This is a genomic window from Pseudomonas protegens CHA0, assembly GCF_000397205.1.
Lineage (GTDB): Bacteria > Pseudomonadota > Gammaproteobacteria > Pseudomonadales > Pseudomonadaceae > Aquipseudomonas > Aquipseudomonas protegens.
In genome coordinates, this window is sequence record NC_021237.1 from 4,092,239 (window position 1) to 4,118,424 (window position 26,186).

Annotated in this window: 20 protein-coding genes; 14 read left to right on the plus strand and 6 right to left on the minus strand. The window is 65.3% G+C overall.

The annotated features are described in order from the left end of the window. The first annotated feature begins 13 nt into the window (after window positions 1-13). From PFLCHA0_RS18195 to PFLCHA0_RS18235, 9 genes are all read left to right on the plus strand, one after another. Window positions 14-574 carry a flavin reductase family protein gene (locus PFLCHA0_RS18195; RefSeq protein WP_015636044.1) on the plus strand — a complete coding sequence of 187 codons (561 nt, stop codon included), beginning with the start codon at window positions 14-16 and terminating at the stop codon, window positions 572-574. Window positions 575-1,008: 434 nt separating this feature from the next. After that, a complete protein-coding gene (locus tag PFLCHA0_RS18200) occupies window positions 1,009-1,527 on the plus strand; it encodes a sigma-70 family RNA polymerase sigma factor (RefSeq protein ID WP_011061887.1) in 519 nt (172 codons plus the stop codon). After that, window positions 1,520-2,518 (plus strand): FecR family protein, encoded by a 999-nt coding sequence (locus PFLCHA0_RS18205; RefSeq protein ID WP_015636045.1) that lies wholly within the window; start codon window positions 1,520-1,522, stop codon window positions 2,516-2,518. The genes PFLCHA0_RS18200 and PFLCHA0_RS18205 overlap by 8 nt, the downstream gene beginning before the upstream one ends. A gap of 119 nt (window positions 2,519-2,637) precedes the next feature. After that, window positions 2,638-5,433 carry a TonB-dependent receptor gene (locus PFLCHA0_RS18210; RefSeq protein ID WP_011061889.1) on the plus strand — a complete coding sequence of 932 codons (2,796 nt, stop codon included), beginning with the start codon at window positions 2,638-2,640 and terminating at the stop codon, window positions 5,431-5,433. A 1-nt stretch (window position 5,434) separates the two neighbouring features. Then, window positions 5,435-6,535, plus strand: a complete 1,101-nt coding sequence (locus tag PFLCHA0_RS18215; protein ID WP_015636046.1) for a cytochrome-c peroxidase — start codon at window positions 5,435-5,437, stop codon at window positions 6,533-6,535. Between the two features lie 252 nt (window positions 6,536-6,787). Beyond that, a complete protein-coding gene (locus tag PFLCHA0_RS18220; protein WP_015636047.1) occupies window positions 6,788-7,237 on the plus strand; it encodes a PTS sugar transporter subunit IIA in 450 nt (149 codons plus the stop codon). 246 nt (window positions 7,238-7,483) lie between these two features. Next, window positions 7,484-9,232 (plus strand): efflux transporter outer membrane subunit, encoded by a 1,749-nt coding sequence (locus PFLCHA0_RS18225; RefSeq protein WP_015636048.1) that lies wholly within the window; start codon window positions 7,484-7,486, stop codon window positions 9,230-9,232. Between the two features lie 12 nt (window positions 9,233-9,244). Continuing rightward, complete coding sequence (locus PFLCHA0_RS18230) at window positions 9,245-10,441, plus strand: efflux RND transporter periplasmic adaptor subunit (RefSeq protein ID WP_015636049.1); 1,197 nt, start codon at window positions 9,245-9,247, stop codon at window positions 10,439-10,441. 8 nt (window positions 10,442-10,449) lie between these two features. Next, window positions 10,450-13,527 carry an efflux RND transporter permease subunit gene (locus PFLCHA0_RS18235; RefSeq protein WP_011061894.1) on the plus strand — a complete coding sequence of 1,026 codons (3,078 nt, stop codon included), beginning with the start codon at window positions 10,450-10,452 and terminating at the stop codon, window positions 13,525-13,527. A 28-nt stretch (window positions 13,528-13,555) separates the two neighbouring features. Here PFLCHA0_RS18235 and PFLCHA0_RS18240 read toward each other — a convergent pair whose 3' ends face one another. The 3 genes from PFLCHA0_RS18240 to PFLCHA0_RS18250 form a co-directional block, all read right to left on the minus strand. Continuing rightward, on the minus strand, window positions 13,556-13,984 hold the full coding sequence (locus PFLCHA0_RS18240; RefSeq protein ID WP_015636050.1) for a TOBE domain-containing protein: 429 nt from the start codon (window positions 13,982-13,984) through the stop codon (window positions 13,556-13,558). Window positions 13,985-14,103: 119 nt separating this feature from the next. Next, window positions 14,104-15,414 (minus strand): NtaA/DmoA family FMN-dependent monooxygenase, encoded by a 1,311-nt coding sequence (locus PFLCHA0_RS18245; protein ID WP_011061896.1) that lies wholly within the window; start codon window positions 15,412-15,414, stop codon window positions 14,104-14,106. 75 nt (window positions 15,415-15,489) lie between these two features. Beyond that, entirely contained in the window at window positions 15,490-17,583 is a 2,094-nt protein-coding gene (locus PFLCHA0_RS18250; protein ID WP_093403950.1) for a TonB-dependent receptor, read from the minus strand. A gap of 270 nt (window positions 17,584-17,853) precedes the next feature. On the opposite strand from PFLCHA0_RS18250, the gene PFLCHA0_RS18255 reads away from it, so the two are divergent. Continuing rightward, window positions 17,854-18,639 (plus strand): IclR family transcriptional regulator, encoded by a 786-nt coding sequence (locus PFLCHA0_RS18255; RefSeq protein WP_169893601.1) that lies wholly within the window; start codon window positions 17,854-17,856, stop codon window positions 18,637-18,639. Window positions 18,640-18,648: 9 nt separating this feature from the next. On the opposite strand, the gene PFLCHA0_RS18260 is transcribed toward PFLCHA0_RS18255, so the two are convergent. Beyond that, window positions 18,649-19,440, minus strand: a complete 792-nt coding sequence (locus PFLCHA0_RS18260; RefSeq protein WP_011061899.1) for an ABC transporter ATP-binding protein — start codon at window positions 19,438-19,440, stop codon at window positions 18,649-18,651. Between the two features lie 147 nt (window positions 19,441-19,587). Here PFLCHA0_RS18260 and fepB point away from each other — a divergent pair, with 147 nt between their 5' ends. From fepB to PFLCHA0_RS18275, 3 genes are read left to right on the plus strand one after another with little or no spacing between them, the layout of a single operon-like run. Continuing rightward, the gene (gene fepB / locus PFLCHA0_RS18265; RefSeq protein ID WP_011061900.1) at window positions 19,588-20,493 is read left to right on the plus strand and encodes a Fe2+-enterobactin ABC transporter substrate-binding protein; all 906 of its coding nucleotides are present in this window, start codon (window positions 19,588-19,590) and stop codon (window positions 20,491-20,493) included. A gap of 3 nt (window positions 20,494-20,496) precedes the next feature. Then, window positions 20,497-21,537 carry a FecCD family ABC transporter permease gene (locus PFLCHA0_RS18270; RefSeq protein ID WP_015636053.1) on the plus strand — a complete coding sequence of 347 codons (1,041 nt, stop codon included), beginning with the start codon at window positions 20,497-20,499 and terminating at the stop codon, window positions 21,535-21,537. Beyond that, window positions 21,534-22,565 carry a FecCD family ABC transporter permease gene (locus PFLCHA0_RS18275; RefSeq protein WP_041752339.1) on the plus strand — a complete coding sequence of 344 codons (1,032 nt, stop codon included), beginning with the start codon at window positions 21,534-21,536 and terminating at the stop codon, window positions 22,563-22,565. The genes PFLCHA0_RS18270 and PFLCHA0_RS18275 overlap by 4 nt, the downstream gene beginning before the upstream one ends. Window positions 22,566-22,644: 79 nt before the next feature. Here PFLCHA0_RS18275 and PFLCHA0_RS18280 read toward each other — a convergent pair whose 3' ends face one another. Then, window positions 22,645-23,199, minus strand: a complete 555-nt coding sequence (locus tag PFLCHA0_RS18280) for a hypothetical protein (protein ID WP_015636055.1) — start codon at window positions 23,197-23,199, stop codon at window positions 22,645-22,647. 502 nt (window positions 23,200-23,701) lie between these two features. On the opposite strand from PFLCHA0_RS18280, the gene PFLCHA0_RS18285 reads away from it, so the two are divergent. Then, window positions 23,702-24,424 carry a helix-turn-helix transcriptional regulator gene (locus PFLCHA0_RS18285; RefSeq protein WP_011061904.1) on the plus strand — a complete coding sequence of 241 codons (723 nt, stop codon included), beginning with the start codon at window positions 23,702-23,704 and terminating at the stop codon, window positions 24,422-24,424. A gap of 34 nt (window positions 24,425-24,458) precedes the next feature. Here the strand turns inward: PFLCHA0_RS18285 and PFLCHA0_RS18290 are convergent, their stop codons facing one another. After that, window positions 24,459-26,078 (minus strand): serine hydrolase domain-containing protein, encoded by a 1,620-nt coding sequence (locus tag PFLCHA0_RS18290; protein WP_015636056.1) that lies wholly within the window; start codon window positions 26,076-26,078, stop codon window positions 24,459-24,461. Window positions 26,079-26,186 lie beyond the last annotated feature (108 nt).

A 26,186-nucleotide genomic window follows, 5' to 3' on the forward strand; every position in this document is an offset into this window, starting at 1 on the left:
GGGAGAGCTCACCATGATTGCTGCCACCGAAACCAAAGTTCACGATTTGCTCGATGCCGAGGGCCGCGATGTCCGCGATGCCCGTGAACTGCGCAACGTGCTGGGGCAGTTTGCTACCGGTGTGACCGTGATCACCACCCGCACCGCAGACGGCCGCAACGTCGGTGTGACGGCCAACTCGTTCTCCTCACTGTCGCTGTCACCGGCGCTGGTGCTCTGGAGCCTGGCACGCACGGCACCGAGCCTGAAGGCCTTTTGCTCGGCGAGCCACTTCGCCATCAACGTACTGGGCGCGCACCAGCACCACCTGTCGGAGCAGTTCGCACGGGCAGCAGCCGACAAGTTCGCCGGTGTAGCTCATTCCTATGGCAAGGCGGGAGCCCCGGTGCTGGACGATGTGGTGGCAGTGCTGGTGTGCCGCAACGTCACCCAGTACGAGGGCGGTGACCACCTGATCTTCATTGGCGAGATCGAACAATACCGCTACAGCGGCGCAGAACCGCTGGTCTTCCATGCAGGCCAGTACCGGGGGCTAGGGAGCAATAGAGCAGAAAGCGTCCTCAAGCACGAATAGCCCGGCTCATGTGATCTTTTGCCGGGAAAGGTCACTGACCCAGGTGTCCCTGGATGTGGCAGCAGCTCGACCTCAGTGGCTCGCTCGCAGCGCCCCAGCGAACAACCAGCCCGACCGGCCAAGCGCCCGCGACAGCTATTTGTAGTTTCCCTCCTCCTCCTCCTCCTCCTCCTCCTCCTCCTCCTCCTCCTCCTCCTCCTCCTCCTCTGAAGTCGATCCGACACCCACGCCAGGAAATGAATAATCACTATTGGGTTTGTGCCCAATGAGAAAGCCCTTGTAGTACGTTTTTTTCGAATGCCTTAGGCCCTTGAAGCCTGGCCATCCCAGCGCGAGGCTTGCCCAGGCGCTGCTGATTGAGGCTCACAAAATGCATTTGATAATCATTTGCAATCAAGGATAGAATCCCGCCCCCTCGTCTGATCCCGCCTTGAATGATCGCCGCCGTGTCTTATCTCAGCGATAAACTCGAGCTCTACCTTTCCCACCGTACTGCGCTGGTCGACTATTCGGCGCCCATTGTCGGTTGTCGGGCTCAAGCCGAAGAAGTGGTCCAGGAGGCCTGGCTGCGCTTCTGCGGCCAGGCCGATAGCGCCGCCCAGCCGAGCAACCCGGTGGGCTACCTGTACCGCATCGTGCGCAACCTGTCCTTTGACCTGCTGCGGCGCTCGACCCTGGAAAATCGTCATCCCGATGGCGCCGATCTGCTGAACGAGCTGCCCTCGAGTACGCCATCACCGGAGCATCAGGCGCTGCACAGCGACCAGTTGCGCCTGCTGCAAGATGCGCTGGCACTGCTGCCGGAGCGCACGCGCCGAGCCTTCCACATGCACCGCCTGCAACACCTGACCTTCCAGGAAATTGCCGCTGAGCTGAAGATCTCCTCCAGCTTGGCGCACCAGCTGGTGCGTGACGCACTGACCCACTGTGCGGAGCACCTGGCCGATGACTGATACCCCCTTGCCTCAACCTGTATCCGGTTCACTGAAGGACGACCCCGTGTGGCAGGCGGCGATGGATTGGCTGCTGCAATGCCACGCCGCGCCGGATGACGCCTTGCTGCAACAGGCCCATGCGCGCTGGCTGGCCGCTGACGAGCGCCATGCTGTCGCCTGGCGCAAGGCCGAGAAAGTCTGGTTGCTCAGTGGCGGCCTGGCGCCGCTGGAACCACCCGTGCCCCAGCCTTTGCCCACCCCGCTCCGGGCTCGGCGCAACAGACCGCGGCGGGCACTGAAGGCGCTTGCACTGGCGGCCTGCCTGCTGTTGCTGGCCGGGCCGACACCACCGACCGCCCATACCAGCCCAGCCGGCGAGCACCGACAAGTGCTCTTGAGTGACGGCAGCCGTATTGAACTGGGCAGCGACAGCGCTATTCGAGTGGACTTCGAACCTGGTACGCGGGCGGTCACCCTGCTCAGGGGGCAGGCGTTCTTCGAGGTCAGCCACGATGCCTCGCGCCCGTTCACGGTGCAGGCTGCGGACGTCAAGGTCAGGGTCATAGGGACCGCGTTCGACGTGGACCTCAGCCGCACCGCCGTGGTGGTAGCCGTGCAGAGCGGCGCTGTCCAGGTTCGCGATGGGCGCGGCGAACTCGCGGTGCCGGCCCTGGGTCCGGGCGATAGCCTTCGCCTTGGCCTGGACCAGGGCCCGCCGCAGCGCTGTCGGCTATTGCCTGGCCAGGTTGCCCCCTGGCGCCAGTGGCAGTTGCTGGTCAATGACCGGCCACTCTCCGAGGTGGTTGAAGCGCTGCAGGACTATTACCCCGGTGTACTGCTATTGACGGACCCTGCTCTGGGCGAGCGGCGCATCACCGCTTCGCTGAACCTGCGCTCGCCAGTCAGCGCACTGCAACTGGCGATCGCTCCGTTGGGTGGGCATCTGCGGCAATGGGGCCCCTACCTCACGCTGATCCGCAAAGAGCCGCAAGTGCCGGCAAAACAATAAATTTCAAAATTTTCTGGAAGTTCTCGATCGCCGTTCGTTTATTGCCCCGCTGAGTTAATCATAATTATTCTCATTAGCATGTGCGTATTGTTCGCACTGAACGGGGAGTTCACCAGAGCATGTCCATTTTCCCCCAACAGGGACTACAGGGTTGCCGACGCAGTGCGCGGCTGTTGTGGCTGTCAGTGGGGCTGGCGGTGTCCCTGCCGGCCTTGGCCAGTGACCATCGGACACGGCATAGCATCGACATCGCACGCCAGCCGTTAAGCACGGCGCTGATGGCGCTGGCACAGCAGACCGGCCTGCAGATCAGCGTCGAGAGCCAACTGCTGCTCAACCTGAACGCTCCGGCGGTGCAGGGCGAACTGAGCGCCGAGCAGGCGCTGGCGAAACTGCTCAAGGGCAGCCAGCTGGAGTGGATCTACATCGGTGACGACGCGCTGATGGTGCAACGGGCGACTCGCCCGCGTACCGACCCGGTCCGCCTGGGCAATACCAAGGTGCCTGGCGAGTTGTCGCTGCCCCAGGGTGAAACCCGAGTGGACCGCGCGACGATCGAAGCAATGCCGGCGGGCAATGGCGACATCACCAGCCTGTTGCGCAGCCATCCCAACGTGCAGTTCGACGACGCTCAGCTGAGCAGCAAGACCCCTGGCGAAATCGGCCCGGCCAACATCAGCATCAACGGGGCGCAGTTCTACCAGAATGCCTTCCTGGTCGATGGCATCAACATGAACAATGACATCGATCCGGCCGAATACCGGGTGCAATTGCTGGACGCGGTACCGGGGCGCAGCCAGGGCCTGGCACTGGACACCGACCTGCTGGAGAACATCACGGTCCTGGACAGCAACGTGCCAGCGGCCTATGGCGGCTTCAACGGTGGCGTCATCGATGCACAGACCCGTGCACCGACCCAGGCGCTGCACGGCAAATTCTCGGTGCAGACCACCCGCTCCGCCTGGACCCAATATCACGTCGACGAAAGCGAAGAACAGCGCATGGAAAACTCGGGCTCTCCCGACGAGCAGCCCAAGTTCGACAAGGTCACCGTTCGTGGCACGCTGCAGGGCCACCTGACCGACAATTTCGGCCTGCTTGGCAGCTTCAGCCAGAAGCGCTCGACCATCCCCCTGGGTTTCTACTCCTACAACAATGTCGAGGAGATGGGCTTTCACGAGGAGAAGCAGCAACGGCGCATCGACAACTACTTCCTCAAGTCGGTATGGAAAGCCAGCGATCAACTCACTGTTGAGACCAGCGTGACCCATGCCCCCGAGGAGAGTCACTACTTCCGTGCCAACGTGGCCAACTCGGGTTATGACAACAAGGCCGGCGGCACCCAAGTGAACCTGCGCACCGTCTGGGATGGCGACCTGGCGCGCGTCGAACAGAACCTGGCGTGGAGCGGCCAGGAACAGAGCCGCCAATCGGACTCCGCCGACTACTGGACCTGGCGCAAGTCGGCCACCAAGGATTGGGGCATCGGCAACAAGGCCACCTCCAATACCCTTGAAGGCGGTTGGGGTGATATCGAGCAGCAGCAACGTACCTGGCAGTACAAGCTCAATGCCGACTGGCGCAGCGTCGACTGGCTGGGCATGACTCACCGCCCGCAGACCGGCCTGGAGTTCTCCCGCCAGTACGTGCGCTACGAGCGCCTGACCGACAGCAGCACCTATGTCACCCCCGCGGCCACCACCACCTGCACCAACGGCGCCGGGGTTACCGACAGCGTCGCCTGCAACATCGGCCAGACCCTGAACGGCTGGGCGGGCCAGTACATGAAAAGCCGTACCCGCTATGCCACTGGCGAATTCGACTTCACCACCACCTCCTGGGGCAGCTGGCTGCAGGACGAGATCACCCTCGGCCAACTGACCTTACGCCCCGGCGTGCGCGTGGACAGCGACGACTACATGGACAAGACCACCTGGGCGCCGCGCTTCTCCCTGGAATATGACCTGTTCGGTGACCGCACCACCTTGCTCAATGCCGGCGTCAACCGTTACTACGGGCGCAGCGTCAGCAGCTGGCAGCTGCAGGACGGGCGCAACCGCCTGCGCTTCAACGAAACCCGCGACAGCCTGGACAAACCCTGGGTGGTCAAATCCAACGCGGCCAACCAGGTGCGCTTCAATCAGCTGGACATCCCCTACGACGACGAGCTGATGCTGGGCGTGGTGCAGCAATGGGCCGGGGTCGAATATGCCCTCAAGTATGTCAATCGCAAGGGGCGCGACCAGGTGGTTCAGGTGTCCGGCAAGACCTTGGGCGAGCCCTCCACGGACCCGACGCTGGCGAGCAACTACACCACCTACACCAACGACGGCAAGAGCGAGACCGACACCTACACCCTGACGGTGACACCGTTGCAGCGCTGGACACTGCTGGGCACCCAGACCGGCGGGCAACTGGCGCTCAACTGGACCGACAGCAAGGCCTCCGCACCGACCTACGTCGCCGCCGAGAACCTGTACTACCAGAACAGCGTCATCCAGTACCAGGGCAGCTTCATCAATTATGACGACCGCCCGGCCAGCAACTTCAACCGGCCCTGGACGGCCCGCCTGACGACCATCACCGAGATCCCCCAGGCCAATCTGCAGTGGAGCAACTTCTGGCGCTACCGCGCCGGCTACAAGCGCATTGGCGACACGGGGCGCAATGTGGACTACATGGGCACCTCGGTGGATGTCTGGGAGGAACAGAAATTCCAGGCGGCGCTGACCTGGGACACGCGCCTGGGCTGGCGTATTCCCACCGCCAGGGACCAGAACGTGTTCATCAATGTCGACGTGTTCAACGTGCTCGACAAGAAGTCGGTCAATGCCAACCAGACGGTCAACAGCAACTCGGTCTCGACCTATGAGGTGGGCCGCCAGTACTGGCTCGAAGTCGGATACGCGTTCTGAAATGCGCCGGTTCCTGAAGAGCCTGCAGGTCATGCTCGGCATGGTGCTGGTGATTGGCCCGCAGCACGTGCTGGCCTGCGCCACGAGCGAACCGTCTTGCCTGCGCGAGTTGTACAGCCGCCCCCCCGCGCAGTGGCCGGCGCCGCAGGTGGATGCCGGCGTGGCCTGGCAAGAGCTGGGCCCCTTGCCCGAGCGGGCGCCGTCCCCGGCGTACAACCCCTACACGCAGCAGAAGGCCGATCTGGGCCGCCGGCTGTTCTTCGACCCGCGCCTGTCGCGTTCGGGGCAGATTGCCTGCGCCTCCTGCCATGAACCGGACCTGGGGTTCGCCGATGGGCGTCGGGTTTCGTTCGGGCATGACCGTGCCGCGGGCCGGCGCAATGCACCGAGCCTGGTGGCCAGCGGCCTGGCCAAGAAGCTGTTCTGGGACGGGCGCGCCGACAGCCTGGAGATGCAGGCCCTGATGCCGGTCGTCGACCCCAAGGAGATGGCCTTCAGTGTCGCGCAACTGGTGGCCCGGCTGCGTGACACCACGGACTACCCGACACAGTTCGCCCAGGTATTTCCCGGACAGGCGCTGGGTGCCGAGCAGGTGGCGGCGGCATTGGCGACTTATCAGCGTGGCCTGCTGCGGGTTGCCCAACGCACCCCCTTCGAGCGTTTTCTACGGGGGCAGGCGAAGGCGCTCAGCGACCAGCAATTGCAGGGGCTGCACCTGTTTCGCACCAAGGCACGCTGCATGAACTGCCACTTCGGCCCGGGGATGCAGGACGACCGCTTCCACAATGCAGGCCTGACCTTCTATGGGCGCCTGCGCGAAGACCTCGGGCGCTATGAAGTCACCGGGCTGGCGCAGGATGTCGGGCGCATGCGCACACCTTCACTGCGGCTGGTGAGCCATACCGGCCCCTGGTTTCACAACGGGCTGGCCAGCAGCCTCGATCAGGTGCTGTTGTTCTACAACGCAGGCATGCCCAGGCCCGTACCCAAGGAGGGGCAGCTGCAAGACCCGCTGTTTCCCGTGACGTCGGCGCAATTGAAGGTATTGGAGCTGGACCGGACCGAACTGAAGGCACTGAAGGCTTTCCTGGAGGCCCTATGAGAGGTTGGCCGCGGCGGCTGCACATCGGTGTGCCCACACAGGGCCAGCGCCAGGGACTTGATCACCTCCTGCCCGCTGCGGATACCGCTGTCGAGCCAGACTTCGAGGCGCTGGGCAACAGGCGCCTGGCGGCAGCGGGCCGGCGGCTGGCGATCTAAAGAGTTCGTAAAGACTGCCCGCCCGCCCCTCCCGGCACCTGGCAAATGCGCTTCAATAGCCTGCAAGCCAAGCCTGAAGCTCCCGGAGAAGCCCATGAGCAAAGTCGCCCGCTATCTGCAGGTCGAAGACATCCTCCTGGCGGTCAATGTCACGAACAAGCAGCGCCTGTTCGAGCAGGTCGGCCAGCACCTGCAAGAGACCCGGCAACTGCCGGCGGATTGGGTGGCCGCCAGCCTGTGGCGCCGGGAGCTGGCCGCCAGTACCGCCATCGGTGAAGGGGTCGCGGTGCCCCACGCGCGGCTCGCCGAGCTCGATCGCATTCATGCGCTGTACCTGCGGCCACAGACCGCCATGGCCTTTGCCGCCCCGGACCAGCAGCCGGTCAGCGATATCCTGGTGCTGCTGGTGCCCGCTCCCGCCGATCAGCAGCACCTGGACCTGCTGGCCGACACCGCCCGGCTGTTTACCAACCCGCGGTTTCGCCAGGCCCTGCTGCGCTGTACTGCGCCGATGCAGGTCAAACAGCTGTTCGATCACTGGTAGCTTGACCCAGACACCTGCTCCAGCACGCAATACCCATTTGCCGCTCCCCCGCGGCAAATGGGATAGCCCAAGCCCCACCGATCACCTTCCGGCACAAGATTTCATCTATTGGCGGTTAGCCGACTCATCCATTAACGTTCATTACACCTCGCGCAGCCCAGCGCTTGAGGGGGTGCCTGCCCTGCCGTCGCGCCGCTCTCCATATTCCTGTTGAACTCACTCACTGATTGCTCAATTAGAGAGAATATGAACAAGCCACAGCTGCTGCCTGTAGCCACTGGCGGCCGGCGTCCTCACAGGGACGAAGGTACCGGTCGAAAATCCTCTGGGCACCTGTCTCTTCTGTTGCTTGCCCGCTCGTCCCTGAACCTGATCTGCATCGCAGCCCTCGCCAGCTGCGCCGTGGGGCCGGATTTCAGCCGCCCGGAACTGAGCCGGGACGCCGGCTACAGCGCCACGCCCCTGCCGCCCGGCACCGTCACGGCGGGGGTCGCCGCCGGTGGCGCGGCGCAGCGACTGGTGAACGGCATGGACATTCCCGGGCAGTGGTGGACGCTGTTCCGCTCGCCGCAACTCGATGCCCTGGTGCAGGAAGCGCTGCAGGCCAACCCGGATATCGACGCCGCCCAGGCCGCGCTGCGCCAGGCCAATGAACTGCTGTACGCCGAACAGGCGTCGCTGTTTCCCTCCCTCAGCGCCTCGGCCTCGAAAACCCGCGAGAAGGTGTCCGCCGCCAGCGCCCTGGGCTCCAGCGGCGGTGCGGCAGCGGCCGGGGGCTCTGCGGCGCAGATCTTCACGGTCAACTCGGCGTCCCTGAGTGTGTCCTACGCCCCCGACGTGTTTGGCGGTACCCGCCGGCAGATCGAGGCCAGCGGTGCCCAGGCCGACTACCAGCGCTACCAGCTGGAGGCGACCTACCTGACCCTCACCGCCAACCTGGTGAACACCGCCATCAGCCTGGCCTCGATCCGTGACCAGATCGCCGCCACCGAAACCGTGATTCGCCTGCAGAGCGACCAGCTCGACCTGCTGCAGGCCCAGCGTCGACTGGGTGCCATCGGCGACAGCGATCTGCTGACCCAGCAAGCGACCCTGGCCCAGACCCGCGCCACCCTGCCGCCCTTGCAGAAACAGCTGGCCCAGACCCGCAACCAGTTGCAGGCCTACCTGGGTCGCTTCCCCAGCCAGGACCGTGGCGAACACTTCCAGCTGGCCTCCCTGCACCTGCCCGAGGAACTGCCCCTGAGCCTGCCTTCGGCCATCGTCGAGCAGCGGCCCGACGTGCGTTCCGCCGAGGCCCAGTTGCATCAGGCCAGCGCCGATATCGGCGTGGCCATCGCCAACCAGTTGCCGCAGTTCAGCATTACCGGTTCCCTGGGCTCCACGGCGCTGGCGGGCACCAAACTGTTTTCCTCCGGCACCGGGGTCTGGAGCCTGGCCGGCTCCATCGCCCAGCCGCTGTTCGACGCCGGCGCCCTGGAGCATCGCAAGCGCGCCGCGGTGGCCGCCTATGAGCAGGCCGCAGCGCGCTATCGCGGCACGGTGATCACCGCCTTCCAGGACGTAGCCAATGCCCTGCGTGCCCTGCAGGCCGACGCCGAGGCCCTGCAACAGCAAGTGCTGGCCGAGACCGCCGCGCGCCAGAGCCTGGACCTGGCCCAGGCCCAGTACCGCCTGGGCGCGGTGGGCTACCTGAACCTGCTGACCGCGCAGCAGACCTACCAGAACGCGATTGTCAGCCGGGTGCGGGCCCAGGCCGCCCGCTACAGCGACACCACGGCGCTGTTCCAGGCCCTGGGGGGCGGCTGGTGGCAGCGCCAGGATGTCGATCCCGACAGCCTCGGCAGCCCCGATCGTTTCGGCTGGCCGTCGCTCAAGGAGATGTACCCGCCGCCCGCCGCCCAGCACCGCGAACAGGCTCAAGCCAGCCAGTCGGGCCGGCTCCAGGGGCCGGCAGCCGCCGCGCCGTCCACTCGACCTGCACCCTTGCCTTAAGTGAGATCCGCCATGGCCGATGTCCACTCCAGCCCCTCCCCTGCGCACCCCGGCGCGGCCCCCCAGGCGCCGCGCAAGCGCCGGCTGCTGCGGCCGATGCTGATCATGCTCGGCGTGGTGCTGCTGATCGTCGCGGTGATCGGCGGGGTCAAGTTTGCGCAGATCTCCAAGCTGATCGCCCAGGCCAAGGTGCCCCTGCCGCCCGCGGTGGTTACCGCCATCAAGGCCCAGTACGAAGAGTGGCAGCCCAGCGTCTCCGCGGTGGGCTCGATGAAGACCGTGCGCGGGGTGGACGTGACCACCGAGGTCGGCGGCATCGTGCGCAGCATCGGCTTCAAGCCCGGCCAGGAAGTGGCCGCCGGCGACCTGCTGGTGCAGTTGAATGCCGACTCCGACATCGCCCAGTTGCACTCCCTGGAAGCCACCGCGGCCCTGGCCGGCACGGTGCTCAAGCGCGACCGGGCGCAACTGAAGGTGAGCGCGGTGTCCCAGGCCCTGGTCGAGGCCGACGAAGCCGACCTCAAGGCCAAGCTGGCCGCTGCCGAACAGCAGCGCGCGCTGGTGGCGAAGAAGAGCATCCGCGCGCCCTTTGCCGGGCGCATCGGCATCACCGCGGTCAACCCCGGGCAATACCTCAACCCGGGGGACAAGATCGCCAACCTGCAGACCTTCGACCCGATCTACATCGACTTCAACGTGCCCCAGGCCCAGGTGCAGCAGGTGGCCCTGGGCCAGAGCGTCACGGTCAGCGCCGACGGCCTGCCCAAACAGACGTTCACCGGCCGGGTCAGCTCCATCGACACCCAGTTCGACCCCAACACCCGCAACGTCACGGTGGAAGCCACCATCGACAACCCCAAGCGCAGCCTGGTGCCCGGCATGTTCGCCCGGGCCGTGGTGGCCTCCGGCGGCACCCAGCGTTACCTGACCCTGCCCCAGACCGCGGTCACCTATAACCCCTACGGCACCACGGTGTTCATCGCCAGCCAGAAGAACAACGACCAGGGCGACGCAGTGCTCACCGCGCAGCAGACCTTCATCGAAACCGGCCCCAACCGTGGCGACCAGGTGGCGGTGCTGTCAGGGGTCAAGGAAGGCGACCTGGTGATCACCAGCGGCCAGATGAAACTCAAGAACGGCTCGCTGGTGAAAGTCGACAACAGCCACGCGCCGCGCAACGATCCTTCGCCGACGCCGCAAGAGCACTAGGGCCCGCCATGAACTTCACCGATACCTTTATCAAGCGCCCGGTCTGGGCCGTGGTGGTCTCGCTGTTCATCCTGATCCTGGGCCTGCGCTCGATCTTCGAGCTGCCGGTGAACCAGTGGCCGCGCACGGAAAACACCGTGGTCACCATCAGCACCTATTACTACGGGGCCGACGCCGCCACCGTGGCCGGTTTCATTACCCAGCCCCTGGAGGCCGCCATCGCCCAGGCCCAGGGCATCGACTATCTGTCGTCCACCAGCATCACCGGGCTCTCCACCATTACCGCGACCCTGCGCCTGAACTACGACTCCAGCAAGGCGCTGACCGAGATCAACACCCAGGTCAACTCGGTGAAGAACCAGTTGCCGGCCCAGTCCCAGGAACCGGTGCTGACGGTAGCGGTGGGCCAGACCACCGACGCCATGTACCTGGGGTTCTACAGCGACACCCTGGCCACCAACAACATCACCGACTACCTGGTGCGGGTGGTCAAGCCCAAGCTCGATTCCCTGGAAGGCGTGCAGACCGCAGAGATCCTCGGCGGCCGCCAGTTCGCCCTGCGGGCCTGGCTCGACCCGGACAAGCTGGCGGCCCACAACGTCACCGCCCAGGACGTGGCCACGGCCCTGGGCAACAACAACTACCTGTCCGCCGTGGGCTCCACCAAGGGGCAGATGATCACCGTGGACCTCACCGCCGGCACCGACCTGCACACGGTGGACGAATTCAAGCGCCTGGTGGTCAAGCACAACGGCGACGCCCTGGTGTACCTGGAGGACCTGGGCAACGTCACCCTGGGGGCGGAAAACTACGACAGCAGCGTGGCTTTCTCCGGCAAGCGCTCGGTGTTCATCGGCATCAAGGCAGCGCCCACCGCCAACATCCTCAACGTCGCCGACAACGTGCGCAAAGCCTTCCCCGAACTGCAATCGCAACTGCCGGCCGGGGTGCGCGGCGAGATCGTCTACGACTCCACGGCCTTCATCAACACCTCGATCTTCGAGGTGGTGAAGACCCTGGTGGAAGCCATGATCATCGTCTCGGTGGTGATCTACCTGTTCCTCGGTTCGTTCCGTGCGGTGATCGTGCCGCTGGTGGCGATCCCGCTGTCGCTGGTGGGCACCTTCTTCGTCATGTACCTGCTGGGTTATTCCATCAACCTGCTGACCCTGCTGGCCCTGGTGCTGGCCATCGGTCTTGTGGTGGACGACGCCATCATCGTGGTGGAAAACGTCGACCGGCATATCAAGGAGCAAGGCCGCGGCGTACTGGAGGCGGCGCTGCTGGCGGCCCGCGAGCTGGGCGGCCCGATCATCGCCATGACCGTGGTGCTGATCGCCGCCTACGTGCCCATCGGCCTGCGCAGCGGCCTGACCGGGGCGCTGTTCAAGGAGTTCTGTTTTTCCCTGGCCGGCGCAGTGACGGTGTCGGCGGTGATCGCCCTGACCCTGTCGCCAATGATGACCTCGCGGCTGTTCAAGAGCGGCCAGGAGGAAGGCCGGTTCGCCAAGCGCCTGGACCGCTACTTCGACTGGCTGCGGGGGCGCTACCACCGGGTGCTGGCGGCCGGGCTGGATAGCTGGCCGGTGCTGGTGACCTTCGGCTTCCTGCTGTTCGTGCTGGTGGCCGCCAGTGGCCTGACCGCCAAGAGCGAGCTGTCGCCCACCGAGGACCAGGGCCTGGTGTTCATGCAGATCAAGGGCGCGCCCACCGCCTCGCCGCAGCAGATGGAGTGGATTGCCGACCAGGCGTTCCAGATCGCCAACAAGGAGCCCGAGTACCTGCAGATGTTCCAGCTCACCGGCCTGCCCTCGCTGAACCAGGGCCTGGGCGGGGTGCTGCTCAAGTCCTGGGAGGATCGTGACCGCTCCCAGGCGCAGTTGATCCTCGACCTGCAACAGAAGTGGAACCAGGTGCCCGGCGCCACCATCGCCGCCTTCCCCCTGCCCTCGCTGCCCGGCGCCCAGGGCCTGCCGGTGCAGTTCGTGATCAGCACCACCGAGTCGGTGGCCAACCTCAACGAGGTGGCCCAGGCGGTACTGGCCGAGGCCACCAAGCAGCAGCTGTTCTGGTTTTCCGACCTGGACCTCAAGCTCGACAAGCCCCAGGCCAAGCTGGTGGTGGACCGGGAAAAGATCGCCGCCCTGGGCATGACCCAGGCCGACGTCGGCGCCGCGCTCTCGGCGGCCCTGGGGGGCAACTACGTGAACTACTTCTCCACCGCCGGGCGCTCCTACAAGGTGATCCCCCAGGTGCTGCAGGTGGACCGGCTGAACCCCGAACAGATCCTCGACTACTACATCCGTACCCCGTCGGGGGCGATGATTGCAGCGCGCACCGTGGCCCATATCGAAACCTCCACCGAGCCTGAGTCGGTCAACCACTTCCAGCAGCTCAACTCGGCGACCCTGTCCGGGGTCAGCGGCGTGTCCCAGGGCGAGTTGCTGGCCCGGCTCAAGGGCATTCTGGAACAGGTGGCGCCATCCGGTTACTCCAGCGACTACGCCGGCGAATCACGGCAGTTCATCCAGGAATCGGGGGGGTTCGTCGGCCTGCTGCTGTTCTCGATCCTGATCGTCTACCTGGCCCTGGCGTTCCAGTTCGAGAGCTACCGCGACCCGGTGGTGATCCTGTTCTCGGTGCCGCCGGCGCTGTTCGGCGCCCTGGCCTTCATCACCATGGGGTTCGCCTCGATCAACGTCTACACCCAGGTCGGGCTGGTGACGCTGCTGGGGCTGATCACCAAGCACGGGATCCTCATCGTGCAGTTCGCCAACCAATTGCAGCGCGCCGGACACAATAAGCGCGAAGCCATCGAAGAAGCCGCCGCGGTGCGCCTGCGGCCGATCCTGATGACCACCGCGGCCATGGTCCTGGGGGTGGTGCCGCTGGTCTGGGCTTCCGGCGCCGGCGCGGCGGGCCGCCACGACATGGGCCTGGTGATCTTTGCCGGGCTGTCCATCGGCACCCTGCTGACCCTGTTCATGGTGCCGGCCATGTACCTGTTCATTGGCAGTACGCACTCTGCCGCAAGCATCGAGAACCCGGGGGCGCAGGCGGATGCCGGAGCTTCCGACAGCGCCTGAACCCCTGCTCGATCGAAACCGCCGGGTATCAGGCCGGCACGCCCAGGATGATGTGGGACGCCTTGATCACCGCCGTGGCGCTGACGCCCGGGGCCAGGCCCAGTTCGGTCACCGCATCGCGGGTGACGATGGAATACACCTGGCTGCCGCCGCTGAGCTCCAGCACCACTTCGGCGTTGACCGCACCATCGGTGACGCTGATCACCTTGCCCTGCAGGCAGTTGCGAGCGGACAGGCGGATGCCCTCGGCATCGGTCATGAGCATCACCCAGGGTGCCTTGACCAGGGCCAGGGCCTCGGTGCCCGGGGCGATGCCCAGGCTACGCAGGCTTTGCAGGGTCACCACCGCCACCAGTTGCTCGCCGCCCTCCAGGGACAGCACCACCTCGGCGTTGACCGAACCCTCTTCCACCTGGCTGACCCGGCCTTTGAACACGTTGCGTGCACTGACTTTCATGTTGCATTCCTTTTATTGACTGCGGGGTTAGGATCGCCCGGCATGATCCGGGCGCACGTTGTGGAGAAACAACCATAGCGCCCGCCACTCAAAGCCGGATATTTCTCGCAGGCCCCGGGTCAATCCTGCTCTTGCAGGTGTTCGATAAAGGTCGTGCCGCTATAGCGCTCGCGAAACAGCCCCGCCTCCACCAGCATCGGTATCACCTGTTCCAGGAAAATGTGCATCGAACGGATCGAGCCCCCCGGCGCGGCGATAAAGCCGTCCATGGCGCCGGCCTCGGCCCATTCGACGATCTGTGCAAATGCATCTTCGGCGGTGCCTATCACTTGCCAGTGGGCCGCGGAAATCACTTCCGGGCGCAGCAGCAGTTCGTCCAGGCGCAGGGTTTCGCGCTCGATCAACCGCCGCAGCAGGTTGGTGTGGGTGCGGCTGCCGGGGTTGTGCACCGGGGCCGGCAGGTCGGCGGCGCTCACCGGGCGGTCCAGGGGCCAGTCGCTTAAATCGAGGCCGATCATCTGCTGGATCGAGGCGAACTTGCGCGCGTTGTCCGGGCGCCCGTGGGTTTGCATGAACAGCTCGCGGGCCTGTTCCCGGGTCGGCGCCAGGTACAGGCTCAGGCCCGGCAGCAGGCGGATGTCCTCGGGGCGGCGGCCGTGGCGCCGGGCCCGTTGCGAGAGGTCGCGACGCAGTTCCAGGGCCGCATCCTTGTCCGGGGTCGGGGCGAACACCAGGTCGGCCACCGAGGCGGCAAAGTCGCGACCGGTGTCCGAGGCGCCGGCCTGGACCAGGGGAATCCGTGCCTTGCCGAACGCCGGCAGGTTGAGCGGGCCGCGCACCCGGAAGTACTCGCCGGCATGGTCCACCGGGTGCACCTGGCTGCGGTCGGCGTAACGGCCGTTCTCCCGGTCCAGTAGCAGCGCCTGGTTGGGGTAGCTGGCCCACAGGTCGTGCACCAGGCGGGTGAACTCTGCCGCCCGGGCATAGCGCTCATCCGCGCCGGGCATGGCCTCCAGGCCGAAGTTCTCGTGGCCCTGCAAGGCGGTGACGATGTTCCAGCCGGCGCGGCCGTTGCTCACCCAATGCAGCGACTGCAACTGGCGCGCCACCACATAGGGCGGGAAGAAGGTGGTGGAAACGGTGGACACCAGGCCGATGCGGGACGTCTCCCGGGCGATGCACGCCAGCAGCACCGTGGGATCGAGGCTGGCGAAACCCGAGCCGCTTTCCAGGCCGTCCATGTTCAGGCAACTGACGTCGGGGCGGAACACGAAATCCAGGTGCGCGGCCTCGGAACGCTTGGCGATGTCCACGGCGAAGTCGGCGCTGTAGATGCCTTCGATATTGCTGTCGGGCTGGCGCCAGGCATCGCCACTGAGCCAGGTGGGGGCCAGGGACATGCCGATATGCAGGCGTTTGCGGTTACTCATCTGTTGCCAATCTCCTGTGTACGAATGAACGCCGGCAGTGCCTCGAGGGGCGGCCGGCGACGGGTTCCCGGGGCCTCAGAACGCCCCTTTGACGCCGATGCCCAGGGTCCGTGGCTGGGTCATGCTGGCCTCGATGCCGCCGATGCCGCGGTTCTGCTGCATGTAGGTGGGCGAGCGGTCGTCGAAGACGTTCTTGACGTAGCCATAGAGCTGCACCTGGTCGTTGAAGCGGTAGCTCATGCGCGCATCGGTCAGGGTGTAGGGCTTGATCGAATAGGCCGAGGTGTTGGCGGTATCCGAGTAGTAGCCGTCCAGGTAGCGCACCTGGGCATTGAGGTTCAGGCGCTCGGTGATGTCCCAGCTGGGGCCGAAGCTCAGGGTGTAGCCCGGCGAGCGGGCAAACTCGTTGTGGGCGTAGTCGGCGTTGCTGGAAATCTTGTCGATGCGGGTGCGCAAGGTACCGGCGCTGGCCTTGAGCCGCAGGTTGTCCAGCAGGCGATAGTCCAGATCCAGCTCCAGGCCATAGGCGTGGGCCTTCTCGGCGTTGATGGTGTAGGACTGTGCCACCCCCGGGGAAATCACCACCGGGATGTTGTACTGGGCGTCCTTGAAATCCATGTAGAACAGGTTGGTGTTGATCAGCAGGCGGTCGTCGAGAAAGCTCGCGCGGCTGAACAGCTCATAGTTCCAGATCGACTCTTCCTTGAAATAGGCCCATTGCCGGGTCGTCAGGTTCAGCGACACACCGCCCGGGTTGTAGCCCCGGCTGACCAGGCCACCGACGGTCCAGTGCGGGGTGGCGGCGTAGGCCAGGGAAACCTTGGGCAGCACGGTGGAGAAGGTCTTGTCGTAGTTCAGCGCGCCGGGAGCCAGCACCGAGTTGCCCGTGCGCTCGATGTGGTCCTGCTGGTAGCGCAGGCCGGTGCTCAGGGTCCACAGGTCGGTGAGCCGGTAGTTGAGCTCGCCGAAGATCCCCAGGTTGGTCTTGGTGTCGTCGAAGGCCGAACGGCCCCGCAGGTTGAGGGTTTCGTCGGTGCGGGTGCGGGCGTAGTAGATCCCGCCCATGCCACTGAGCAGGTCCTCTTTCTCACCGAAGGTCAGGCGCGACTCGTTGGAGGCGTTCTTCTGGTGGATGTCGGCATCGCCCTCGCCCGCCGCCCCGGTCACCCGGTGCACCGACGACAGCGAATACTGCGCCTGGTTGAACAGCTTGAGGCCATTACCCAGCTCATAGGAGACGTCGAGGATGCTGGTGTTGGTGTCCTGTTCCCAGGACGGCATGGTGGTGGAGCTGTGCTCCAGCTTGTGGAACGGCGCCGAGGCGGCTTCCTGGGTCGGGCGGTTGCTGTCGTTGTGGGCGAAGGTGAACTGGCTTTCCAGCCCTGGAATGTCGGTGGGCAACCACAGCAGCTTGGCCCGGGCATTGAGGTTGCGAAAATCCTGGTCGGTCTTGCCGCCCTGGAACTTCGGGTTGTCGTAGTCGATGAAGGTGTCGCGGGCCGAATAGTCCACTGCCAGGCGCCCGGCAAAGTCCTGGGCCAGGGGCCCGGACACCGCCACCGAACTGCGCCGCGAGTGGTAGCTGCCGATCTCCGCCTGGTAGGCCGCCTCGGGGGTGAAGGTCGGGTTCTTGGTGTTGACGATGATCGCCCCGGCAATCGCATTGGCGCCCTGGGAGGTGGTCTGCGGGCCGCGGAACACCTCGATGCTGTCCAGGTCCCAGACCGAGGTCGCGCCGAAGAACATCTCGTTGTAGTTCAGGTAGTGGCCGTCCAGGTTGATGGTGGCCCGCGGCACCGTACCACCCCAGAACACGTTCTGCCCGTTGTTCGGGCCCTGGGTGTCCTGGCCGCGGATGATCGGCGCGCCCACCGAGTCGGTGTAGATCACGTTGGGGCTGCCGTTGATGACCTCCGACACCGACGCATCGCCGGTCTTGTTCTGGTCGATATCGCGGTCGGTGATGATCGACACCGAGGAGGCGGTGTCCTTCAGCTCGCGGTCGAGTTTCTCACCGGTGACCACCAGCGATTCCAGGGCCAGGCTGCCTTTCCCTGGCTTGTCCGGCTGCCTGCTGTCCTCGGCCATCAGCGGCGGGCTCGCCAGCAGGGTGGACAAGGTGAGAACGCCAATACCGTGACTGAATGTGCGGTGCGTAAGGGCCATCAAAACTTCCTTCCAAATGAGAATGATCCTCTTTCACGATTAGGCTATCACGCTGCCATGATATTCCTCAATACGGAATACGTTCTGCAAATTGGAATGATCTACACTTTTGGCCCGGGCGCATTCCCCCGTCCCAGGCAGGCGGTGGAACCGGTATCATGGCCGCCGCTAGCGCCAGCGCCGCGCAGGCCGTAGCCTGCGTACCCCACGCGGCCAGACATTGGTGAGGAGACCCAGCCGTTGAACAGTTCGCAGCCCCCGTTGGACGAGACCCTGGATGCACCGCCGGAAAAACGTTCCGGGGTGATCCAGTCGGTGTCGATCGCCGCGCGTTTTCTCAACACCCTGGCCAATGCCGAGGGCGAGCTGGCCCTGGGGGAAGTGGCCCGGCGCACCGGCACGGGTGGCTCCACCGCCCACCGCTACCTGCAAAGCCTGGTCAAGGAAGGGCTGGCCAAGCAGGACCCGCTCAGTGGCCTGTACGACCTGGGCCCGGCGGCCCTGAGCATCGGCATTGGCGCGCTCAAGCGCATCGATGCGGTGGACATCGCCGCCCAGCGCATGAAAGCCCTGGCCCAGCGGCATGCCGCCAGCGGGGGCGTGGCGATCTGGACCGACCGCGGGCCGACCCTGGTGCGCTGGTACCGCAGCGCCTATTTCTCCATCAACCCCCTGGCCCTGGGGGACATCCTGCCCATCGACAACACCGCCTGCGGCCTGGTGTTCCAGGCCTTTCTGCCCAAGGCCGTGATCGACGCGGCGCGCAAGCAGCAGCCGGCGCATTTTCGCGGCACCCCGCCCAGTGCCGCGGTGCTCGACGAGGTACGACGCCGGCATTGGGCCGAACTCACCAGCCACCTGCTGTCCAACGTCACCGGGCAGGCCGCGCCGGTATTCGACGCCCAGCAGGAGATCGTCTGCGTGATGACCACGGTCACTGACCTGGGGCAATTGCAGGCCCCGCAAGACCGCGATGCGCTGTTCCATGAAGCGGCCCAGGTCAATCAGGCCACCGGTGGCCAGCGCGTGCCCCAGGAAGCGTTGCCGGCGCGCCCCTGAGCCGTGGCTTCAGGCCGGGTCGATTCGGCCCTTGGGCACCATCAACGGCGTGCCGCTGACCGGGTCGCGGATGATCACCGAGGCCAGGCCGAACACCTGCTCCACCAGGGCCTCGGTGAAGATCGCCGCCGGCGCGCCCTGGGCGACGATGGCGCCGTCGCGCAGGGCGATCAGGTGGCTGGCATAGCGGCAAGCCTGGTTCAAGTCATGCAGCACCGCGACGATGGTCCGGCCCTGGCGGTTGAGCTCGGCCAAAAGCTCCAGCAGCTCGATCTGATGGACGATATCCAAGTAGGTGGTGGGCTCGTCCAGCAGCAGGATCGGCGTTTCCTGGGCCAGCACCATGGCGATCCACACCCGCTGGCGCTGGCCGCCGGACAACTCGTCCAGCAAGCGTTCGGCCAGCGCCTCGACCCGGGTCGCGGCCATCGCCCCGCGCACCGCCTGCTCATCCTCCTTCGACCACTGGCGCAGCAACGACTGGTGCGGATAGCGCCCGCGCGCCACCAGTTCGGCAACGCTGATGCCATCCGGCGCCATGGCGCTTTGCGGCAGCAGGCCCAGGCGCCGGGCCACTTCCCGGGCCGGCAGTTGGCGGATGTCCTTGCCATCGAGCACCACCCGCCCTTCAGCCGGTGCCAGTAGCCGGGACAACGCCGCCAGCAAGGTGGATTTGCCACAGGCGTTGGGCCCGACAATGACCGTGAACGAGCCGTCGGGAATGCTCAGGGACAGGCCCTGGGAAATGATTCGCGCGTCGTGGCGCAAGGTCACGGCATCGGCGTGCAAACGGTGAGTCATGGCGGGGTTTTCCTTGGGAGACAAGCGCTTGCAGTATTGCAATTGCGGAATGGATTCTACAATATGGAACGCATTGCATGAGAAGCATTATCATATGGTTCTGCTGTTCAGGCCCCTGCGCCCCACCCTTTACCGTCCGATGGATCGATGATGAACCCACGCCTTTGCGCCCGGCTGCTCAGTGCAGCGGTCCTGGCCCTGAGTTGCCAGCTGGCCCTCGGGGCAAGCACCACCCCCACCCGTATCGTCTCCACTAGCCCCAGCGTCACCGGGATCCTGCTGGCCATGGATGCGCCGCTGGTGGCCAGCGCCGCCACCACCCCCAGCCGCCTCACCGATGAGCGCGGGTTCTTTTCCCAGTGGGCAGAAGTGGCCAGGCAGCGCGGCGTAGCGGTGCTGTACCGCAACCTGCAATTCGATATTGAAGCGGTGATCGCCGCTGACCCGGACCTGCTGGTGGTGTCCGCCACCGGCGCCGACAGCGTGGTCGCCCACCGCAGCGAGCTGCAGGCCCAGGGCCTGGAGACCCTGGTGGTGGACTACTCGAACCAGAGCTGGCAAGACATCGCCACCGCCCTGGGCCAGCGCACCGGCCTGGAGCAACAGGCCCGGGCGGCGATCCAGCGCTTCGACCAGTACACCGCGCAAACCGCCGCCCGCATCACCCCGCCCCCGGGGCCGGTGAGCGTGGTGGGCTACAACATTGCCGGCAGCTATTCCATCGGCCGCCTGAACAGCCCCCAGGCCCGGCTGCTCGGCGCTCTTGGCTTCAAGGTCGCGGAGCTGCCCGAGGCGCTGGCGGGCAAGGTCACCCGGGCGTCGGACTTCCAGTTCATCTCCCGGGAAAACCTGCCGGCGGCGATCACCGGTGACAGCGTGTTCCTGCTCAGCGCCACGGACGGCGACGTGCAGGCGTTCCTCGCCGACCCGGTGCTGGCCAACCTGCCAGCGGTGATCAACCGGCGGGTGTATGCCCTGGGCCCGAGTTCGTTTCGCATCGACTATTACTCGGGACGGCAGATGATCGATGCCGTCGCCGCGCACTTTCGCTAAGCCATGAACCTCGTTGCCCAGCCCCTGGCCCGACCGCTGTCGCGCCCTCACCACCGCACCTGGGGCCTGCTGGCCGGGCTGCTGCTGTTGCTGGTGCTGGCCCTGCTGAGCCTGGCCATCGGCTCCCGGGCGATCCCCCTGAGCGTGACCTGGCAGGCGTTGCAGGCACCCGACCTGCACAACGACCAGCACCTGATCCTGCGTGAACTGCGCCTGCCCCGGACCCTGATCGCCCTGCTGGCCGGCCTCGCCCTGGGGGTGGCCGGCGCGGTGATGCAGGCGGTGACTCGCAACCCGCTGGCCGAACCGGGCCTGTTGGGCATCAATGCCGGCGCCGCCGTGGCGGTGATCGGCGGCGTGGCGCTGCTGCACTTGACCAGCCTGGCCGAGTACCTGTGGCTGGCGTTCGGCGGCGCCGGGCTGGCGGGAGTGGTGGTGTTCCTGCTGGGGCAGGCCCATGAGACCGGGACCAACCCGGTGCGCCTGGTGCTGGCCGGCGCCGGACTGTCAGTGATGCTGACTTCACTGACCGGGATCATCGTGCTCAACAGCCCACCCGAGGTCTTCGATCACTTTCGCCACTGGGCCGCGGGCTCGCTGTCCGGCAGCGGCTTCGCCCTGCTGCAGGTTCCGGCCCTGGCCATCGCGCTGGGCCTGGCCCTGGCCCTGGGGATCGCCGCCCAGCTCAACGCCCTGGCCCTGGGCCAGGACCTGGGGCGCGCCCTGGGAGTGAACCTGCGCCTGACCTGGCTACTGGCCTGCCTGGCGGTGATGCTGCTGGCCGGTGCCGCCACCGCCGTGGCCGGGCCGATCGGTTTTGTCGGGCTGGTGGCGCCCCATCTGGCGCGGATGCTGGTGGGCACCGACTACCGCTGGATCCTGCCCTACTCGGCGCTGCTGGCCGCCGGCCTGCTGCTGGGGGCGGACGTGCTCGGCCGGGTGGTGGCAGCGCCGGAAGAAATCGCCGCCGGCATCATCACCCTGCTGCTGGGTGGGCCGTGCTTCATCGTACTGGTCAGGCGCTTTCGCCTGAGCCGCCTGTGAAGGGGCTCAAGGCCCTGCGCCTGGGCTCGCTCTCGCTGCGCTGGCAACCGCGCACGGCCCTGGTCTGCGCCGTGCTGCTGGTGGCGATGCTGCTGCTCTGGGCGCTGCTGTTGGGTACCGGCAGCCTGTCACTGGGCCCGGAACAGGTGCTGGCCAACCTGCTGGGCCAGGGCCAGGACCCCACCGCCCAGCGGGTGCTGCAACGCGTGCGCCTGCCCCGGGCCCTGACCGCGACCCTGGTGGGCGCGGCACTGGGCATGGCCGGGGCGATCTTCCAGTCGATCTCGCGCAATGCCCTGGGCTCGCCGGACGTGATCGGCTTCACCACCGGCGCCGCCAGTGGCGCCATCGTGCAGATCATGCTGTTCGATGCCGGCCCCCTGGCCACGTCCCTGGCGGCAGTGGCGGCCGGCCTGGGCACCGCCCTGCTGGTGTTGCTGCTGGCGCGAAACGGCCACAGCAGCGGGGGTTATCGCCTGGTGCTGGTGGGCATCGGCGTGGGCGCCAGCCTGTCCGGCCTGAACAGCATCCTGCTGGTCAGCGGCAACCTCGACCAGGCGATGTTCGCCCAACTGTGGCTGGCCGGCTCGCTGAACACCCGCACCTGGTCCCATGTACTGCCGGCAGCCCTGGGCCTGCTGCTGATCGCCCCGATCGCCCTGTACCACGCCCGGCGCATCAACCTGCTGGAAATGGGCGACGCCAGCGCCAGCCAACTGGGGGTCGCGGTGGAGCACACCCGATTGATCATGGTCCTGGCCGCCGTCGGCCTCACTGCCATCGCCACCGCTGCTGCCGGGCCCATCGCCTTTATCGCCCTGGCCGGCCCGCAACTGGCCCGGCGCCTGACCCGCAGCGCCGAAGTGCCGCTGGGGTCGGGCGCGCTGATGGGCGCGGTATTGCTCCTGGCCGCAGACCTGCTGAGCCAGCGCCTGGCGTTCCACGCCAACCTGCCCATCGGCCTGATGACCGGCCTGCTGGGAGGTTTCTACCTGTTGTGGTTGCTGGGCCGCAGCCGGCGGGTTTGAGCCTCGGCGTGTACCGCATAAAAAGACGCAGGCGAGCAATAGGCTCGCCTGCCCCAGGTGGTCCACCCGGCTCCAGCCATCAGGCCAGAGTGAAGGTCCCGGTGCCACTACCATGGAAATAGCCGTTGTAGTAGTGCCCCGGCAGCGAGTGCATCACCCCCAGCACCCGCCCCTGGTCGTAAAACGTCATGGTGACCGCCCCCGATGAAATCTCCAGGTTGAATGGCAACGTGTGATTGACCACGCTGTTGACATCCGGGAACACCCCACTCATGTAGACATCTGACAGGTTGATGCTGGCGTTCATCGGCCCGTTCGCGCTGCCGTTGAAATGCGCGGGCATGCCCTGATTTTGCGTCGGGCCGATGGTGGTCAGGTTCGAGCTGATGTAAAGGTAGCTGCTGCATCCACAGCCCTGGGTACTGAAGCAGTAGTAGCCGCACACATACTCCTGGCAGCCACAACCGCACAGCGACTGGGGATGCGGCTGCTGGCTCAGCGAGGAGGCCAGGCCGGGTTTGCCTGCGGCCATCTCGCCACGTTGGGCGACGGCGGCGTCATAGGCGACCTTGGACAGCACGAACAAGGCATTTTTTTGTTCTTCAGTCACTTTGTTGGCAGGGTTCGAGTTCATTTCAAAGTCCTTTTTTCCAGAGTTGGGTCATGGTTTTCTTGCCAGCTAAGTCGCTATGGCAACTTGCTGAAAACGACTATAAAGCGACCCAATCAAGCTGAAATTGGTACTTTTACCAAATCTTCCCCCCGCACTTTTCGAGACGGCCTACCGGTCCTCTTTTCGATAATCTTTCTGCATATCCAGAATGGCGTCTATAGCCAAACAAGTTGACTCCTTGCGCCCTCGTCCCGGGGCTCATTCGGCCCCGCTCAACGGTGCCCGCAAAATTCATCAGTACCCACTTCATAGAACCTGACAGAACAGTTCCGGCACTGATTCCAAGGAGTATGCAGCGTCCCTTCGCAGCATTTTCAAACGCTCGTCAGCAACTACACTGGAACCTCCAAGGCAACTTGATCAAACACCACGAGGTGCGGATCAAGTCCCGGCTTGAGTTCGGAAAAGCGCACTTCTGGCCTTTCCCCACGCATTTTTCAGGCCGATTCTAAAGGAGTAGAAAATGGGACGTTATACGAGAAGATCGCCCGAGATAGAGTTCAAGAGAGTCAATATCCCGAGCAAGTTATGTGATGAGATCAGGACCGAGCTGGAACGAGAAACCAACCACACCGAGTTCTCTTTCATACTGCGCTCGGATCTGAAGTCCCACAGCAAAGTTGTCTACAACATCGATAGCTACAGCTACGCCTGGCGCCGGGACTACGAAGCGGAAAAATTCTGGATAGTGGACCCGATCCTGAAGATCCATTCTCCGACCCCCTACTTCCCGACGATATGGAGCGACGACTTCATCGAGAGCAAACTGTTTCTCCAGGCGGGCAAGGACTATGGCTTTCTTTCCGGGATGAGCATCGGCCTGCCCTGCAGCTTCGGCAACTACGGGGTGTTGTCGATCGCCTCGTTGAAGCAGGGTTCCCTGCAAGGCGTCGACCCCCTCGACTGGTCGGCTTGCGTCCTCAAGGTCTACGCCAAGCTGATCGACTACATCAACCGCCAACACTCCCTGCAGCGCATCTTCAACGATCATCAGCAAGCCCTGAATGATCGCGAGATCGATATCTTGCGCTACACCGCCGATGGCATGTCCTCCACCGATATCGCCATGCGCATGCACCTGAGCAAAAGCTCGATCGACTACCACATCGCCAAGATCCTGCAAAAACTCGACAGCCCCAACAAGCACCAGGCCCTGGCCCTGGCCATCAAGAAAGGCAAGATATGAAGCGCGTACAGACACCTGCGGCCTGCGTATCGTGCTATGGCGCAAAGACTTTCCCGAACCGCAGATTGCGCGCCACGCTGCTGGTCAGCACCGCGCCTTGCTCGGCAAAGCTGAGCACCCCCAGTTCCCCGGCGCTGAAACGCTCAGCGGTCAGGGGCTGCATCGGGTAGGTGTACAGGCCGATGCGTACATAGAGCTTGCCTTGCCGGGCATGGACCTTGAGCTGTCCGGGGCTGGTTTCTAGGGTATAGAGGCCGACGTAGGGGCGGATATCATCGGGCTTCCAGGGCGGGGCCAGGGCATAGGTCGAGGCCGGGTTGTTGAGCGCGATCCGCCCTCCCGAGGTCGCCGCGAGGTAGATCGGGGTGCCGTCGTTGTCCGCCACCAGCACCTCATCGCTCTGCCGGGTCAGCGGCAGGACGTCGGGGAAGGTTTCCAGGCTCCAACCCTTGCCGCTGCGCCGCAGCTGCAACTGATGGCCGCCATCGTCCAGGTAGGTGCCGGCCACCAGCGTTTTCAGCGATGCCTTGGGCAGCGCCCGGATGCTCGGGGGTGGCGGCGCAATGTCCGCTTCCCCGGACGGCGCCGGCGAGCCCAGCAGGGTATCGAGCAACTGGCGGCCGCGCTCCGAGGCACGGCCGTCATCGCTGTTGCACAGCACCACCGTGGCCACATCGAGCTTGGGGTACCAGGCCACGTCGGTGTTGAAACCGGCCCAGCCGCCGCTGTGGGACAGCTCTTGCAGCCCGCGGTAGCTGCGGTTGGCAAGGCCCATGCCGTAATAGCCGGGATCACCGTCGTTCAGGGGCTCGGTCTGGCGCATGTTCTCCACCAGCGCCTTGCCCCCGACCCGCCCGGTGGACAGGTTGCGCAACCACCGCATCAGGTCCGCCACATTGCTGTGCACCTGGCCGTCGCCGGTCTGCTCCCAGCGCGCATCCACCGCCACCTGGGCCTTGCCCTGCCCGCCCGGTTCATAGCCCCGGGCCAGGTTCGGCAACAGCACCGGGTACTGATCGACGATGCTTGAGTGATCCATGCCCAGGGGCAAAAAGATGTTCGCCCGGGAGTAGTGTTTCAGCGACAGGCCGCTGGCTCGCTCGACGATGCTCGACAGCAGGACGTAGCCGCTGTTGCTGTAGCTGAATTCGCTGCCGGGCGGGAACATCAGGCTGTTCTGGCGCACCAGCAGGTCCAGGGCCTGTTGCTGGGTAAAGCGCTGGCTCAGGGGAATCCCCGCCAGTTCGGCCAGCAGCATGTAGTCCTGCAGCCCTGAGGTGTGGTGCAACAGGTGACGGATCCTGATGCCCTGGGCATAGGCCGGCAGCTCCGGCAGAAAGCGCCGCACCGGGTCCTCCAGGCTCAGGCGCCCCTGGGCTTGCAGTTGGAGGATGGCAAAGCCGGTGAACTGCTTGGACACCGACGCCAGGTTGAACAGGGTATCGGCCTGGATCGCCGCTCCGGTGGTCAGGTCGGCGGCGCCATAGCCTGCGCTCCAGATCACTTTGCCGCCGCGCATCACCCCGGCGGCGCAGCCGGGCTGGTCGGCCGAAATATCCTCGAACACCTTGGAAAATGGCGCTGGTCCATCGGCACGAACCAGAGAGGCCGCCCCCAGGGTCGAGATCAGTACGGCGGTCAACAGTCTACGCATGGGGTTCTCCAGTCACGTCGGTCCTTGGCGCTCCGGCGGAGCAGGCGCCAGTATCCCCAGCAGCGGTGTTGGAATCTGTCGTGGGTCGGTGATTTTCTGTGAACAAAG

Excerpts from the sequence above, each read along its gene's own strand:
- PFLCHA0_RS18195 (WP_015636044.1), top strand. The coding sequence starts at position 14 with ATGATTGCTGCCACCGAAACCAAAGTTCACGATTTGCTCGATGCCGAG.
- PFLCHA0_RS18200 (WP_011061887.1), top strand. The coding sequence starts at position 1,009 with ATGATCGCCGCCGTGTCTTATCTCAGCGATAAACTCGAGCTCTACCTT.
- PFLCHA0_RS18205 (WP_015636045.1), top strand. The coding sequence starts at position 1,520 with ATGACTGATACCCCCTTGCCTCAACCTGTATCCGGTTCACTGAAGGAC.
- PFLCHA0_RS18210 (WP_011061889.1), top strand. The coding sequence starts at position 2,638 with ATGTCCATTTTCCCCCAACAGGGACTACAGGGTTGCCGACGCAGTGCG.
- PFLCHA0_RS18215 (WP_015636046.1), top strand. The coding sequence starts at position 5,435 with ATGCGCCGGTTCCTGAAGAGCCTGCAGGTCATGCTCGGCATGGTGCTG.
- PFLCHA0_RS18220 (WP_015636047.1), top strand. The coding sequence starts at position 6,788 with ATGAGCAAAGTCGCCCGCTATCTGCAGGTCGAAGACATCCTCCTGGCG.
- PFLCHA0_RS18225 (WP_015636048.1), top strand. The coding sequence starts at position 7,484 with ATGAACAAGCCACAGCTGCTGCCTGTAGCCACTGGCGGCCGGCGTCCT.
- PFLCHA0_RS18230 (WP_015636049.1), top strand. The coding sequence starts at position 9,245 with ATGGCCGATGTCCACTCCAGCCCCTCCCCTGCGCACCCCGGCGCGGCC.
- PFLCHA0_RS18235 (WP_011061894.1), top strand. The coding sequence starts at position 10,450 with ATGAACTTCACCGATACCTTTATCAAGCGCCCGGTCTGGGCCGTGGTG.
- PFLCHA0_RS18240 (WP_015636050.1), bottom strand. The coding sequence starts at position 13,984 with ATGAAAGTCAGTGCACGCAACGTGTTCAAAGGCCGGGTCAGCCAGGTG.
- PFLCHA0_RS18245 (WP_011061896.1), bottom strand. The coding sequence starts at position 15,414 with ATGAGTAACCGCAAACGCCTGCATATCGGCATGTCCCTGGCCCCCACC.
- PFLCHA0_RS18260 (WP_011061899.1), bottom strand. The coding sequence starts at position 19,440 with ATGACTCACCGTTTGCACGCCGATGCCGTGACCTTGCGCCACGACGCG.
- fepB (WP_011061900.1), top strand. The coding sequence starts at position 19,588 with ATGATGAACCCACGCCTTTGCGCCCGGCTGCTCAGTGCAGCGGTCCTG.
- PFLCHA0_RS18270 (WP_015636053.1), top strand. The coding sequence starts at position 20,497 with ATGAACCTCGTTGCCCAGCCCCTGGCCCGACCGCTGTCGCGCCCTCAC.
- PFLCHA0_RS18280 (WP_015636055.1), bottom strand. The coding sequence starts at position 23,199 with ATGAACTCGAACCCTGCCAACAAAGTGACTGAAGAACAAAAAAATGCC.
- PFLCHA0_RS18285 (WP_011061904.1), top strand. The coding sequence starts at position 23,702 with ATGGGACGTTATACGAGAAGATCGCCCGAGATAGAGTTCAAGAGAGTC.
- PFLCHA0_RS18290 (WP_015636056.1), bottom strand. The coding sequence starts at position 26,078 with ATGCGTAGACTGTTGACCGCCGTACTGATCTCGACCCTGGGGGCGGCC.